The 14,092-nt window shown below is 76.9% G+C and carries 15 protein-coding genes; 2 read left to right on the top strand and 13 right to left on the bottom strand.

What is annotated here, in order from left to right; all coding sequences use genetic code 11:
- Positions 1-2: 2 nt before the first annotated feature.
- The 4 genes from E4A51_RS00330 to tsaD all read right to left on the bottom strand — a co-directional run bounded on the left by E4A51_RS00330 (position 3) and on the right by tsaD (position 3,608).
- Complete coding sequence (locus E4A51_RS00330) at positions 3-626, bottom strand: response regulator transcription factor (RefSeq protein ID WP_070318477.1); 624 nt, start codon at positions 624-626, stop codon at positions 3-5.
- Positions 623-1,852, bottom strand: coding sequence for a sensor histidine kinase (locus tag E4A51_RS00325; RefSeq protein WP_134850586.1), 1,230 nt, complete (start codon positions 1,850-1,852; stop codon positions 623-625). The genes E4A51_RS00330 and E4A51_RS00325 overlap by 4 nt, the downstream gene beginning before the upstream one ends.
- Before the next feature lie 65 nt (positions 1,853-1,917).
- Positions 1,918-2,406, bottom strand: a complete 489-nt coding sequence (locus E4A51_RS00320; protein WP_134850585.1) for a hypothetical protein — start codon at positions 2,404-2,406, stop codon at positions 1,918-1,920.
- A gap of 161 nt (positions 2,407-2,567) precedes the next feature.
- On the bottom strand, positions 2,568-3,608 hold the full coding sequence (gene tsaD, locus E4A51_RS00315) for a tRNA (adenosine(37)-N6)-threonylcarbamoyltransferase complex transferase subunit TsaD (protein ID WP_046528951.1): 1,041 nt from the start codon (positions 3,606-3,608) through the stop codon (positions 2,568-2,570).
- A gap of 87 nt (positions 3,609-3,695) precedes the next feature.
- Between tsaD and E4A51_RS00310 the strand changes: the two genes are divergently transcribed.
- Positions 3,696-4,334, top strand: coding sequence for a malonic semialdehyde reductase (locus E4A51_RS00310; protein WP_233421252.1), 639 nt, complete (start codon positions 3,696-3,698; stop codon positions 4,332-4,334).
- Between the two features lie 121 nt (positions 4,335-4,455).
- Here the strand turns inward: E4A51_RS00310 and E4A51_RS00305 are convergent, their stop codons facing one another.
- The 7 genes from E4A51_RS00305 to E4A51_RS00275 form a co-directional block, all read right to left on the bottom strand.
- Positions 4,456-5,316, bottom strand: a complete 861-nt coding sequence (locus E4A51_RS00305; protein ID WP_134850584.1) for a sulfurtransferase — start codon at positions 5,314-5,316, stop codon at positions 4,456-4,458.
- A 37-nt stretch (positions 5,317-5,353) separates the two neighbouring features.
- On the bottom strand, positions 5,354-5,845 hold the full coding sequence (rimI, locus tag E4A51_RS00300) for a ribosomal protein S18-alanine N-acetyltransferase (RefSeq protein WP_070320912.1): 492 nt from the start codon (positions 5,843-5,845) through the stop codon (positions 5,354-5,356).
- On the bottom strand, positions 5,842-6,531 hold the full coding sequence (gene tsaB, locus E4A51_RS00295; protein ID WP_240696322.1) for a tRNA (adenosine(37)-N6)-threonylcarbamoyltransferase complex dimerization subunit type 1 TsaB: 690 nt from the start codon (positions 6,529-6,531) through the stop codon (positions 5,842-5,844). Before tsaB ends, rimI begins: the two co-directional genes overlap by 4 nt.
- On the bottom strand, positions 6,531-7,112 hold the full coding sequence (tsaE, locus tag E4A51_RS00290; protein WP_070320910.1) for a tRNA (adenosine(37)-N6)-threonylcarbamoyltransferase complex ATPase subunit type 1 TsaE: 582 nt from the start codon (positions 7,110-7,112) through the stop codon (positions 6,531-6,533). Before tsaE ends, tsaB begins: the two co-directional genes overlap by 1 nt.
- Positions 7,109-8,320, bottom strand: coding sequence for an alanine racemase (alr, locus tag E4A51_RS00285; RefSeq protein WP_082740337.1), 1,212 nt, complete (start codon positions 8,318-8,320; stop codon positions 7,109-7,111). Before alr ends, tsaE begins: the two co-directional genes overlap by 4 nt.
- Positions 8,321-8,378: 58 nt before the next feature.
- A complete protein-coding gene (locus E4A51_RS00280) occupies positions 8,379-8,990 on the bottom strand; it encodes a nucleoside/nucleotide kinase family protein (RefSeq protein WP_087507859.1) in 612 nt (203 codons plus the stop codon).
- Positions 8,991-9,133: 143 nt separating this feature from the next.
- The gene (locus E4A51_RS00275) at positions 9,134-10,624 is read right to left on the bottom strand and encodes an NAD(P)H-hydrate epimerase (RefSeq protein ID WP_134850583.1); all 1,491 of its coding nucleotides are present in this window, start codon (positions 10,622-10,624) and stop codon (positions 9,134-9,136) included.
- A 119-nt stretch (positions 10,625-10,743) separates the two neighbouring features.
- Here E4A51_RS00275 and E4A51_RS00270 point away from each other — a divergent pair, with 119 nt between their 5' ends.
- Complete coding sequence (locus E4A51_RS00270) at positions 10,744-11,730, top strand: LLM class F420-dependent oxidoreductase (protein WP_134850582.1); 987 nt, start codon at positions 10,744-10,746, stop codon at positions 11,728-11,730.
- A 23-nt stretch (positions 11,731-11,753) separates the two neighbouring features.
- On the opposite strand, the gene E4A51_RS00265 is transcribed toward E4A51_RS00270, so the two are convergent.
- A complete protein-coding gene (locus tag E4A51_RS00265) occupies positions 11,754-12,110 on the bottom strand; it encodes a holo-ACP synthase (RefSeq protein WP_046528957.1) in 357 nt (118 codons plus the stop codon).
- 31 nt (positions 12,111-12,141) lie between these two features.
- Entirely contained in the window at positions 12,142-13,998 is a 1,857-nt protein-coding gene (gene glmS / locus E4A51_RS00260) for a glutamine--fructose-6-phosphate transaminase (isomerizing) (protein ID WP_134850581.1), read from the bottom strand.
- Positions 13,999-14,092: the final 94 nt, after the last annotated feature.

The raw sequence follows: 14,092 nt of genomic DNA, 5'->3' as shown, positions 1-14,092 counted from the left end.
GCTCAGACCCACCCGTTGCGGCGCGCGAGCGCGACCGCCTCGTGCCGGTTCGTCACCCCGAGCTTGGCGACGGCCGACGACAGGTGGTTGCGCACCGTGCCCGGTGCGAGGTGCACGCGCGCGGCGATCTGCTCGACGGGCGACCCGTCGGCCGCGAGCTCGAGCACGTCGGCCTCGCGGGCCGTCAACGGGCTGCCACCCGTCGCGATCGCCTCGGCCGCGAGCTCGGGGTCGACGTACCGACCGCCCGCGTGCACCTGCCGCACCACGTCGGCCAGCACGCGCGACGGCACGGTCTTGGGCAGGAACCCGCGGACGCCCGCCTCGAGCGCGCGCTTGAGGTAGCCGGGCCGGCCGTGGCTCGTCACGACGACGGTCGCGACCCGCGGGTCCGCCGCGAGGATCCGCGTGGCCGCGTCGATGCCGTCGGCCGCGTCGGTGCGGCCCCGGACCGGCATCTGGAGGTCGAGCAGCGCGACGTCCGGCCGGTGCACGCGGGCCGCGTCGACCGCCTCGTCGGCCGACGCGGCCCGCGCGACGACCTCGACGTCGTCCTCGAGGTCGAGCAGCGACGCGAGCGCGTCGCGGATGAGCGCCTCGTCGTCGGCCAGCAGCAGGCGGATCACGCCGCCACCTCGCTCGCGACCGCGGGGACCCGCACCTCGAGCACGAACCGGTCGCCGTCGGTCGCCGCGCTCACGGCACCGCCGAGCGGCGCGAGGCGCTCGGTCAGCCCCCGCAGCCCGGCACCACCCCCGGGCCCGGCCGGGCGGGCCCGGACGCCGTCGTTCGCGACGCGCAGCAGCACGTCGCCCCCGCCCTGCGCGACCAGCGCGAGCTCGCACGTGCGCGCGTCGGCGTGCCGCACGACGTTGGTCGTGCCCTCGCGCACGGCCCACGCGAGCGCCTCGGCGGCCACCGCGGGGAGGCCGCGCGCGACGTCCTCGCCCGTGACCCGCACCTCGACACCCGCCGAGCGCAGCACCGACCGCGCGCCGACGAGCTCGGCCGCGAGGTCGGCGGCGCGGTACCCCTCGACGACCGCGCGCACCTCGCGCAGCGTGTCGTGCGCGAGGTCGCGCACCTCGAGCATCTGACCGCCCGCGCCGTCCCGCCCGCGGGACGCGAGCTCGGCCGCGAGCTCGCTCTTCACCGCGACGGCCGTCAGCGCGCGGCCGACGACATCGTGCAGGTCGCGCGAGAACCGCAGCCGCTCCTCGGCGACCGCGAGCCGCGCGTGCGCGACGCGCGCCCGCTCGAGCTCCCAGACCACCGCGACCGTCCACGCCGACGCGCGGTACGACAGCACGACCGCGGCGGCGGACACGGACACCAGCAGCGTGCGGACGACCTCGTCCGAGGTCGCGCCGGCGGCGGCCCGCACGCTCAGCACGGCCGCGACGGCGCCCAGCAGCAGCGCCAGCAGCGGCACGGTGCGCAGCAGCGGCGACAGCGCGCCGAGCGTCGCGACGACCACCACGAGGACCGCGCCGGTGCGCGGGTCGACGCGCAGCCCCTCGGATCCCCAGCCGCCGGTGCCTGCGAGCACCGCGACCGTCGCGACGCCCAGCGCGACGAGCGCGACGACCTGCCGCACCGACGGCCCGGTGCCGACCGACGCGCGCGCGAGCCCCGCGCGCAGGACGAGGACGCACGCCACGGTGTGCGCGAGCGTCAGCACGACCGCCGGGACGGCCCACGCCGCTGCGACGGGCCGCTGCGCGACGGCGAGCGCGACCAGCACCGGCTCGCTCGCCGACACCAGGTACAGCGACCCGCGCGTGTAGGCGTCGAACTTCTGCGGCTCGCTCCAGCGGCCGAGCAGGCCACCGGGGCGCGTCGTGGTGCTCACGGCACCAGCCTGCCAGGCGTCACGGACCGCCCGGACGGGCCGGGCGCCGGCCACGACCGCGGCGCTCACCCCAGCGCCGCGAGCGCACCGGTGCCGATGAGCGCGAAGAGCGCGCCCCACGCGACCACCGCGACCGACTGCCAGACCAGCACCTGACGGCGGTCGAGCCCCGCGGTCACCATGATGAACGCGGTCAGCGAGATCGCGAGGACCAGCGGCGCGAGCAGGCTCGCGACCGGCACGCCGAACCGGTCGACGCGCTCGACGACCTTCTGGCGGCGCGTGCTCACGGGCCGCTCGGTGCGGTTCGCGCGCCAGCGCCGCCGGGCGGCGCCGCCCGCGACGACGGCGACGACCACCGCGACGAGGTTGCCGAGCACGGCGGCGCCGGTCGCGAGCACGACCGGCACGCCCGTGACCGTGCCGACGAGCGCGCCGACGTACGACTCGAGGAACGGCACGAGGCCGATCGCCATGATCGCGAGGAACTGCAGGACGGGGTCGAGGCCCGCGACGAGCTCGGAGAGCGTGGTGTGGATGCCGTTGTCGAACATGCCTCCAGCCTGCGGGCCGGTGCGGCGTCGACCCCGTGCGTCCGCTCACCGGTCCGCGGCCCGGCCGCACGGTCGAGGCATGACGTCCGTCACGGGTGCGCGGCGCGACCGGCCCCGACAGGGCCCGGTCGCGCCGTGGCCGGTCCAGGCCGTCGGTGCGGCTAGACCAGGACCTGCGTGAGCGGCATCGTCGAGTCGACGGGCAGGTCGAGCGGCGAGGGCGGCAGACCGCGGCGCACGACGGCGGAGCCGAGCGCGCCGATCATGGCGCCGTTGTCGGTGCAGTAGCGGATCGGCGGGATCCGCAGCTCGATCCCCGCCTCGGCGCAGCGGGCCGCGGCCATGTCGCGCAGCTGCGAGTTCGCGGAGAACCCGCCGCCGACCACGAGGGTCGAGACGCCCTCGCGCCGGCACGCGGCGATGGTCTTGGCCGTGAGCACGTCGGCGACGGCGGCCGCGAACGACGCCGCGACGTCGGGCAGCGGGACGTCCTCGCCGGCGTCGCGGCGCGCCTCGACCCACCGCGCGACGGCGGTCTTGAGACCCGAGAACGAGAAGTCGGTCGCGTGCTTCGCCTGGTCCTTGGGGGCCGTGAGGCCACGCGGGAACCGGATGGCCTCGGGGTCGCCCTCGCGCGCGAGCCGGTCGATGTGGGGGCCGCCGGGGTACGGCAGGCCGAGCAGGCGGCCGACCTTGTCGAACGCCTCCCCCGCGGCGTCGTCGAGCGTCGAGCCGAGCTCGGTGACGTTCACGGTGTCGTCGATCATCAGCAGCGACGAGTGCCCCCCGGAGACGACGAGCGCCATGACGCGCTCGGGGAACGCACCGTCGACCAGCTCGTCGACGACCGCGTGCCCGATGACGTGGTTCACGCCGTACAGCGGCTTGCCGAGCCCGACCGCGAGCGCCTTCGCGGCGGACGCGCCGATCGTCAGCGGGCCCACGAGCCCGGGGCCGGCGGTGACGGCCACGGCGTCGACGTCGTCGAGCGTGACCTGCGCGGTCGCGAGCGCGCGCTCGATGGTCGGGACCATGGCCTCGAGGTGGGCGCGGGCGGCGATCTCGGGGATGATCCCGCCGAAGCGTGCGTGCTCGTCGACCGAGCTCGCGACCGCGTCGACCAGCAGCTCGTAGCCGCGCACGAGGCCGACGCCGGTCTCGTCGCAGGAGGTCTCGATCCCGAGGACGAGGGGTTCGCTCACGCGTCCAGGATAGGCGGCGTGCGACACGTGACACGCGTCACATCCTCGGACGGGCATCGGTGCGAACGCATCGATGTTGAGTGCGGCGTGACCACGAGCGACCTCATGGACGACATCCGGACGCTGCGCACCACGCGCGGCGTCGACGCCACGACCGCGGACCGCGTGTTCCGCGACGCGCGCACCGTCGGGAGCTTCCTCGACGTCCCCGTCCCCGACGAGCTGCTGCGCGAGGTGTACGACACCGTGCGCTGGGGCCCGACCGCCATGAACACGAGCCCGCTGCGGCTGCTCGTCGTGCGCAGCCGCGAGGGGCGCGAGCGCCTCGCGCCGCACGTCGCGGAGTTCAACCGCGACCGCGTGCTCGCCGCCCCCGTGACGCTCGTCGTCGCGACCGACGTCGACTTCCACGAGCACATGGCGACGCTCGTGCCGCACGCACCCACCTCGGGCGAGGGCTTCGCCGACAAGCACGACGCACGCGTCGCCATGTCGCGCGACAACGCGTGGCTGCAGATGGGCTACCTCGTCGTGGGCCTGCGCGCCGCGGGCCTCGGCGTCGGCCCCATGACGGGCCTGGACGCGACTGGCGTCGACGGCGAGTTCTTCGCGGGCTCGGCGTGGCGCACGCTCGCCGTGCTCAACGTCGGCTGGCCCGACGGCGAGGGCACCGACCGCCCGCGCGCACCGCGCCTCGAGTGGGACCAGGCCGCGCGCACGGTCTGACCGCTCCCCCCGCAGGAGCGCCGCACGCCCTCCCGCCGCCCCGTCGGGCGACGGGAGGGCGTCGCCGACCCCGGGACCGGGCCGTGCCGGCCGCGCGGTACCGGCCGGGCTGGTGCGCCCGTCAGGCCGTCGCGACGGGACGCGCGGGGTCGTGCGCCCACTGCGACCACGACCCGGGGTACAGCGCGGCGTCGACGCCGATCGACGCGAGCGCCGCGACCTCGTGCGCCGCGGTGACGCCGGACCCGCAGTAGACGCCCACGCGCGCGGCCGTGGCACCCGGCGCGACGCCGAGCGCGGCGAACCGCGCGGCCAGCGCGTCGGCGGCCAGGAACCGCCCGTCGGCGTCGACGTTGTCGGCCGTCGGCGCGCTCACGGCACCCGGCACGTGCCCCGCGCGCGGGTCGACGGGCTCGACCCGCCCCGCGTACCGCTCGGCGGCCCGGGCGTCGAGCAGCACGCCGTCGCCCGCGAGCGCGGCGGCGCCGTCGGCGTCGAGCGTCGGCAGCGCACCGGCCACGAGCACGACGTCCCCGGGCTCGGGCGTGATCTCGAACGGCTCGACCGCGTAGCCGGCGGCCGTCCACGCGGCCAGCCCGCCGTCGAGGATCCGCACGTCGCGCACGCCCGCCCAGCGCAGCAGCCACCAGGCCCGCGCAGCGGACGTGCCCGCGACGTCGTCGTACACGACGACCGACCCGCCCTCGCGCACGCCCCAGCGCCGCGCGGCGCGCTCGAGGTCGGCCACGTCGGGCAGCGGGTGCCGCCCGGCCGCGGGCGACGGCGGTGCCGCGAGCTCGGTGTCGAGGTCGACGTACACGGCACCGGGCAGGTGCGCCCCGAGGTACCGGTCGTGGCCGTCCGTGCGCCCCAGCGCCCAGCGCACGTCGAGCAGCACCGGCCCGTCGTCGTCGGCCAGCAGCCGGGCCAGGTCGTCCGGCTCCACCAGCACGGCACCCCGCACGTCGTCGTCGCTGCGCACCGCTCCCCCTCGTCCTCGGTCGGTCGGTCTCGATCGGTCAGGCGCCCGGCGCGTCGGCCGCGGCGGGTCCCAGCGGCAGGCGCATCGTCCAGGCGTCCACGTTCTCGGGCTGGTAGTAGCCCCGGCGGCGCCCCAGCCGCTCGAAGCCCAGCGCCTCGTACAGGTGCAGCGCGGGGGCGTTGTCGACGCGCACCTCGAGCAGCACCGACGCGGCACCGACCTCGCGCGCGCGGTCGACGAGCGCGCCCAGCATCGCGCGCCCCACGCCCCGGCCCTGGTGGGCGACGTCCGTGCCGACCGTCATGACCTGCGCGTCCCACCCGTCGAACCACAGGCCCGCGTACCCGACGAGCGCGCCGTCCGGCAGCGTCGCACCCACGTAGGTGCGTCCCGGGGCCGTGAGCTCCTCGGCGAGCGTCGCGGCCGACCAGGCGCCCGCACCGAACAGCTCGACCTCGAGGCGCTCGAGCACGGGCAGGTCCGCGGCCGTCAGGGGCCGCACGGCCACGTCGACGGCCGCCGCGCTCACGCCAGGACCCGCTTGGACCCCGCCGACGGGACGGCGTCCGGGCGACGCAGGTACAGCGGCTCGGTCGGCAGCGGCTCGCCCGCCGCGAGGCGACGCTGCGCGATCCGTACCAGGTACCGGGGGTCGGGCTCCCGCAGGCCCGGCACGTCGGACGCGACGCGCGCGTCCGCGGCGCCGAACACGTCGGGGTACAGGTCGCGCCCGGCGCCCACGACGACCTCGTCCGCGACGCGCGGCACGTCCGCGGGCACGGCCACGCCGGGCTCGACGGTGCGCACCGGCACGCCGCCGCGGACCTCGTAGCGCGACCAGTGGACCTCCCGCCGCCGGGCGTCGGTGACGACCAGCAGCGGCGTGCCGTCCACGAGCCCACCGACCTCGGCCGCGGCCTCGGCGAGCGCGTCGTGGCTCGGCACGCCGTGCACGGGCACCCCGACCGCGAGGCCCAGCACGCGCGCCGTCACGAGCCCGACGCGCAGCCCCGTGAACGGCGCCGGCCCGGTCCCCACGACCACCGAGCGCAGGTCCCGCACGGTCGCGCCGCGCCGCGCGAGCAGCTCGGTGACCTGCGGCATGAGCCGCTCGGCGTGCCGCCGCGGCTCGTCGTCCGTCAGCGTCTCGCCGTGCTCGGCGTCGACGACCAGCGCGGTCGCGACCGCACCCGACGTGTCGATCCCCAGGTGCATCAGTGCCCACGCCCCTCGTGCTGCTCGTCCGTCAGGTCCGCCACGTCCGTCAGACCCACCGCGTCGGCGCCCGGCAGCGCGACGCCGTCCCAGCGTGCGCCGACCGCGCGCACCGTGAGCACGCGCTCGCCCGCCGCGGCGTCCTCGACGTCGTCGGCCACACCGCCGTGCGGGCGCGCGAGCCGCAGCTCGAGCCGGTCGTCGGTCAGACCCTCGACCCAGCCCTCGCCCCACTCGACGACCGTGACGGCCTCGTCGAGCGCGGCGTCCAGGTCGAGCGCCTCGACCTCGTCGAGCGAGCCCAGCCGGTACGCGTCGACGTGCACCAGCGCGGGACCGCGCGTGCCGTCGGGGCGCGGCAGCGGCGGGTGCTCGCGCGCGATGACGAACGTCGGCGACGCGACCTGCCCGCGCACGTGCAGACCGGCGCCCAGCCCCTGCGTGAGCGTCGTCTTGCCCGCGCCGAGGTCGCCCGTGAGCACCACGAGGTCGCCCGCGCGCAGCACGTCGGCCAGCGCACGGCCCCACGCGCGCGTCGCGTCGGCGTCGGGCAGGCGCACCTGCAGCCCGTCGGTCGTCACGCGGTCACCTCCACGTCCGCGGGGCGGGCCGTCGTCCCGGCCGCACCTGCGTCCTGCTCGCTGTCGACATACGTGCGCGGCACGCGCGCCCCGAGCCGCGTCACGAGCTCGTACGAGATCGTCCCGGCGACGTCGGCCCAGTCCTGCGCGGTCGGGCCGCCGTCGCGCCCGTCGCCCCACAGCACGACGCGGTCGCCCGCGGCCTCGCGCGCGTCCGGGCCCAGGTCGAGCACGACCTGGTCCATGCAGACGCGGCCCGCGACGCCCAGGCGGCGGCCGCCGACCTGCACGGGACCGCCCCAGCGGTCGGCCGTGCCCGACGCGTGGCGCGGGATCCCGTCGCCGTACCCGAGCGGCACGACGCCCAGCACGGTGTCACCCGGCACGACGTACGCGTGCCCGTAGGACACGCCCGACCCGGCCGGGACGGGCTTGACCGTCGCGAGCTCGGCCTCGAGCGTCATCGCGGGCACGAGGCCGTAGCGCTCGGGGCCGCCGAGCTGCGGCACGGGCGAGAGGCCGTACACGGCGAGGCCGGGCCGCACGAGGTCCCAGTGCAGCGCGGGCGACGTGAGCGTCGCGGCCGAGTTGGCGAGGTGCCGCACCTCGAGGCGCGCACCCGCGCCCTCGACGAGCGCGACGGCCCGCGCGAACTCCTCGGCCTGCGCCGCGACCGTCGCGTGCCCCGGGTCGTCCGCGAGCGCGAGGTGCGAGAACAGGCCGACGACGCGCAGGGCACCCTCGGCCTGCGCCGCGAGCGCCGCCGCGAGCACGTCGGGCAGCTGTGCCGGCGTGAGGCCGTTGCGCCCGAGGCCGGTGTCGACCTTGAGGTGCACGCGCGCCGTGCGGCCCGCCTCGCGCGCCGCGGCGACGACCTCGTCGAGCGCCCAGCGCGCCGCGACCGCGAGGTCCACGTCGGCCTCGATCGCGGCGCGCAACGGCGCGCCCGGCGCGTACAGCCACGCGAGCACGCGCGCCCCGGTCACGCCGGCACGCCGCAGGTGGATCGCCTCGGAGACCTGCGCGGTGCCGAGCCACGTCGCGCCGCCGTCGACCGCGGCGAGCGCGCTCGGCACGAGACCGTGCCCGTACGCGTCGGCCTTGACGACGGCCATGACCTGCGCGGTCGGGGCGTGCGCGGCGAGGCTGCGGACGTTGCCACGCAGTGCCGCGAGGTCGACGACCGCGCGCGCGGGGAAGTCGTTCACGTGCGCCAGTGTCTCACCCGGACGGGTGCGCGTCCGTGTCCGTGCCCGCGTGGCACGGTCAGCCGAGCAGCTCGGGCCCGACCACGAGGTCGGCGCGCCGGGCCGTCGGCGCGACGCGGCGCGCGTTCGTCTCGTCCGGGCCGGTCGACCACGCGCGCGCCGCGTCGGGGCTCTTGCCGAACCGCTCGTGCCGCGCCACGAGCCGGGCGAGCCGCAGGTCGTCCGGCGGGGCGACGAACCAGGCCTCGTCGAGCAGGTCGGCCACGGGTCCGAACCCGTCGTCGGCGAGCAGCAGGTAGTTGCCCTCGGTGACGACCAGCGGCACGTCCGCGGGGACGGCGATCGCGCCCGCCACGCCGTTGCGCAGGTCACGGCGGTACTCGGGCGCGTACACCACGCGGCCCGGCTCGGGGGCACGCAGCCGCCGCAGCAGCGCGACGTACCCGTCGGCGTCGAACGTGTCGGGCGCGCCCTTGCGGTCGGCGCGGCCGGTCCGCTCGAGCTCGGTCTGCGCGAGGTGGAACCCGTCCATGGGCACGACGACGCTCACGCCGGGGAACGCGGCCGCGACCTGCGCCGCGAGCGTCGACTTGCCCGCCCCGGGAGCGCCCGCGACGCCGAGCACGACGCGCCCGCCGCGCGCGAGCAGCGCCCGCACCCGGTCCGCCAGGGGTGCGGGGAGCGGCGCGGCGAGCGGGGCGACCGGCGTGGCGAGCGGGGCGACCGGCTCGGCGACCGACCGGTCCCGCGCGCCGGCGGTGCCGCTCGGCGCCGGCGCCGCGGCGCCGCGCGGCCCGGGCGCGGCGGTCCCGCTCACGCCGTCACCAGGCCCGCGACGACACGCGGCACCGCGGCCGCGACGTCCGACGCCGTCACCGGGCCGCCCGGGTTCGCGGCGTGCGCGGCGCGGCCGTGCACCGCGGCCGCCGCAGCCGCGAGCGCGGCCGGCAGCGTCGGGTCGTCGACCGCGTCGGCCGCGCGCCCCGCGAGCAGCGCGCCGAGCACGCCCGCGAGCACGTCACCCGCCCCCGCGGTCGCGAGCCACGCGGGCGCGTCGGCCTGCGCGTACACCGCGCCGTGCGCACCGACGACCACGGTCGTCGCGCCCTTGAGCAGCACGGTCGCCCCCGTGAGCTCGTGCGCGCGACGCGCGTGCGCGAGCGGTGCCGCCTCGACGTCGGCCCGGTCGACGGCCGCGCCCCGCGCGGACAGCAGCGTCGCGAGCTCGCCCGCGTGCGGCGTCAGCACGACGTGCGGCGGCACGCGGTCCGGCAGCAGGTCGAGCGCGCCCGCGTCGACGGCCGCCGGCTCGTCGTGCGCGAGCGCGTGCACCAGCGCGTCGCGGGCGCGGGCCCGCTGCGCGTCGTCGTCGGGTGCGACGCCCGGCCCGACGACCCACGCCTGCACACGCCCCTCCCCCACCACGACCTCGGGGTGCGCCGCGAGCACCTGCGAGCCGGCCGACCCGACGTACCGCACCATGCCGACGCCGGCCCGCAGCGCACCGCCGGACGCGAGGACCGCCGCGCCCGGGTACCGGTCCGAGCCGGCCACGACGCCCAGCACGCCGCGCGCGTACTTGTGGGACGTCCGCCCCGGCACCGGCCACAGCGCGGCGACGTCGGTGCCCGCGAGCCGTGCGACGGCCGGCGCACCCGCGAGGTCGAGGCCGAGGTCGACGACCTCGACGCGCCCCGCCGCGTCGGCCGCCGGCGGCAGCAGCAGCGCGGGCTTGCACGCGCCGAACGTCACCGTGACGTCGGCCTGCGCCACGGCACCGGTGCGCGTGCCGTTGTCGACGCCCACGCCCGACGGCACGTCGACCGCCACGACCACCGGCCGCGCGGCGGCGGTCGCGAGCGCCCCGACCAGGCGCGCACCCGGCCCGCGCACACCGCCCCGTCCACCGATGCCCAGCAGCCCGTCGAGCACCACGTCGGCCGCGAGCACCGTGCCCGCGAGCGCGTCCGCCGCCGCGTCGTCGTGCGCCGGGACGACCCGGCCGTGCGCGGCCCGCAGCGCCGCGAGACCGTCGCCGTGCACGCGCGGCGACGCGAGGACGGCCGTGACGCGCGCACCGCGGCGCGCGAGCCGCGCACCCGCGTGCAGCGTGTCGCCGCCGTTGTTGCCGGGGCCCACGAGCAGCACCACGTGCGCGCCGCCGACGCGCCCGCGCACGTCCCGCAGGACGCGCGCGACGTGCGTCGCGAGACCGAAGGCGGCGCGGTCCATGAGCGGCACGCCGGCCGCGAGCAGGGGTTCCTCGGCCGCGCGCACGGCGGCGGCGTCCCACGAGAGCAGCACCCGCCCATCCTGCCCGGGCCCGCGCGCGGGCGCGACGCGCGCGCACGTCGCGGGGGCCCGGTGCACGGGCTCGCCGCGCCACCCGGACGCGCGCCCGACCCGCGGGTAGCGTGCGAGGCATGCGCTTCGGACTCTTCATCCCCCAGGGCTGGCGGCAGGACCTCACGGGCATCGACGCCCGCGACCACTGGAAGGTCATGCACGGCCTCGCGTCGTGGGCCGACGACGGCGACGCCTTCGAGTCGATCTGGGTCTACGACCACTTCCACGCCGTGCCCGAGCCCAACGGCGAGGCCACGCACGAGGCCTGGAGCCTCATCAACGCGTTCGCGGCGTCGACGTCGCGCGTGCGGCTCGGCCAGATGTGCACGTGCATGGCCTACCGCAACCCCGCGTACCTCGCGAAGGTCGCCACCACCGCGGACGTCATCTCGGGCGGCCGCGTCGAGATGGGCATCGGCGCCGGCTGGTACGAGCACGAGTGGCGCGCCTACGGCTACGGGTTCCCGCGCGCCGGCGAGCGCATCGCGATGCTCGACGAGGGCGTGCAGATCTTCAAGCAGATGTGGACCAACGGCACCGCGACGCTCGACGGCACGCACTACCAGGTCGACGGCGCGCAGCTCTCGCCGCTGCCGCTGCAGGTCGACGGTCCGCCGCTGTGGATCGCGGGCGGCGGCGAGAAGAAGACGCTGCGCATCGCGGCCGAGCACGCGCAGTACACGAACTTCGACGGGTCGCCCGAGGGCTTCGCGCACAAGTCCGAGATCCTGCGCGGGCACTGCGAGGCCATCGGCCGCAACTTCGACGAGATCACGCGGTCGGCCAACTACAACGTCGTCATCGGCGCGACGCAGGCCGAGGTCGACGACCGCGTCGCGTGGGTCGAGGAGCACTACGCGAACACGGTGCCCGACAAGGCCCCCGAGGTCGCCGAGCAGTTCCGCAGCGGCCCGCTCGTCGGCACGCCCGACCAGATCGTCGAGACCCTGCGCGAGCTGCAGGGCCTGGGCATGACGTACGCCATCACGTACTTCGCCGAGGCCGCGTACGACCGGTCGGGCATCGAGCTCTTCGCCCGCGAGGTCGTGCCGCACCTGCGCTGAGCGCGCGCCGGGCGCGACGTCGGTCAGACGTCGCGCTCGGCCACGACCATCGCCGACGCGATGCCCGCGTCGTGCGAGATCGACAGGTGGAACCGCGCGACGCCCAGCGCGTCGGCACGTGCCGCGACCGTGCCCGTGACCTCGACGACCGGCTGCGCGCCGATCACGCGCCGCACGGTCGCGTCCTGCCAGCTCATCCCCGGGGGCGCGCCCAGCGCCTTCGCGATCGCCTCCTTGGCCGCGAACCGCGCGGCCAGGGAGGCGTCCGGCAGGTCCCGCTCGGCGGGCGTGAACAGCCGCTCGCGCAGCTGCGGCACGCGCGCGAGCGTCGCCATGAACCGCGCGACGTCGACGACGTCGATCCCGACGCCGACGATCACGACGCGCCCCGCGCGCCCCCGCGGGCGCGGCTCACTCGACCGTGACGGACTTGGCCAGGTTGCGCGGCTGGTCCACGTCCAGCCCCTTGGCGGTCGCCAGCTCGCACGCGAACACCTGCAGCGGGACGACCGTCAGCAGCGGCGCGAGCAGCGTCGGGCACTGCGGCACCGAGAACACCTCGTCGGCGTACGGGCGCACCGCCTCGTCGCCGTCCTCGGCGATGACGATCGTGCGGGCGCCGCGCGCGCGGATCTCCTGGATGTTCGAGACCACCTTGGAGTGCAGCGAGTGCCGGCCCCGCGGCGACGGCACCACGACGAACACGGGCTGCCCCGGCTCGATCAGCGCGATCGGACCGTGCTTGAGCTCGCCGGCCGCGAACCCCTCGGCGTGGATGTACGCGAGCTCCTTGAGCTTGAGCGCACCCTCGAGCGCGATCGGGTAGCCGACGTGCCGACCGAGGAACAGGACCGACTGCGTGTCCGCCATCCACCGGGCGATCTCACGCACGCGGCCCGAGCGGTCCAGGACCTCCTGGATCTTGTCGGGCATCGCGCGCAGCTCCTCGAGCGTCGACGCGATCTCGTCCGGGAACTTGTTGCCGCGCAGCTGCGCGAGGAACAGACCCAGCAGGTAGGCGGCGGTGATCTGCGACAGGAACGCCTTGGTCGAGGCGACGGCGATCTCCGGGCCGGCGTGCGTGTAGAGCACCGCGTCGGACTCGCGCGGGATCGTCGAGCCGTGCGTGTTGACGATCGCGAGCGTCGTCGCGCCCTGCTCGCGCGCGTGCCGCACGGCCATGAGCGTGTCCATCGTCTCGCCGGACTGCGAGATGGCGACCACGAGGGTGCGCTCGTCGACGACCGGGTCGCGGTAGCGGAACTCGTGCGCGAGCTCGACCTCCACGGGGATGCGGCACCAGTGCTCGATCGCGTACTTCGCGACGTGGCCGGCGTACGCCGCCGTCCCGCACGCGACGACCACGATCTTGTCGACGGCGCGCAGCACGGCCTCGTCGATCCGCAGCTCGTCGAGGACCAGGTGCCCGGCAGCGTCGGTGCGGCCCAGCAGCGTGTCCGCGACCGCGTGCGGCTGGTCGTGGATCTCCTTGTCCATGAAGGAGCCGAACCCGCCCTTCTCGGCGGCCTCGGTGTCCCAGTCGACCCGGAACGGCGTCGCCTCGACCGGGTTCCCGTCGAGGTCGGTCACGGTGACCGAGGTCGGCGTGATCGTCACGACCTGGTCCTGCCCGAGCTCCAGGGCGTCACGGGTCGAGCCGATGAAGGCCGCGACGTCCGAGCCGAGGAAGTTCTCGCCGTCGCCCAGCCCCACGACGAGCGGCGAGTCGTGCCGCGCGCCGACCACAGTGTCCGGCGCGTCCGCGTGCACCGCGAGCAGCGTGAACGTCCCCTCGAGCCGACGCGACACCGTGGTCAGCGCGGCGGTCAGGTCCTGCGAGCGCGCGTGCTCGCGCGCCACGAGGTGCGCGACCACCTCCGTGTCGGTCTCCGACGCGAACTCGACGCCGTCCGCGACGAGCTCGGCCTTGAGCGTGGCGAAGTTCTCGACGATGCCGTTGTGGATGACCGCGACGTCGCCCGAGACGTGCGGGTGCGCGTTCGCGTCGGTCGGGCCGCCGTGCGTCGCCCAGCGCGTGTGCCCGATCGCCGCCGTCGCCGGCGGCAGCGGGTGCGCGTCCAGCTCGGCCACGAGGTTCGCGAGCTTGCCGGCCTTCTTCGCGGTGGCGAGGTGCCCCCCGGGCACCACGAGAGCGACACCGGCGGAGTCGTACCCGCGGTACTCCAGCCGCCGCAGCCCCTCGAGGACCACCTCGAGGGGGCGCTCGCTGGCCCCCGCTCCACCCACGTAACCGACGATTCCGCACATGCGCCCGATCCTAGTGGGCACCCCGGCGCACGCCCGGCCGGGTGACGCGTGACACCCGTCGCGCCCGCACCGCACCGCGCCGTGCGCGGCACGG

Source organism: Cellulomonas sp. HD19AZ1 (assembly GCF_004535805.1).
Classification (GTDB): Bacteria; Actinomycetota; Actinomycetes; order Actinomycetales; family Cellulomonadaceae; genus Cellulomonas; species Cellulomonas iranensis.
This window is presented reverse-complemented; position numbering and strand designations above follow the sequence as displayed.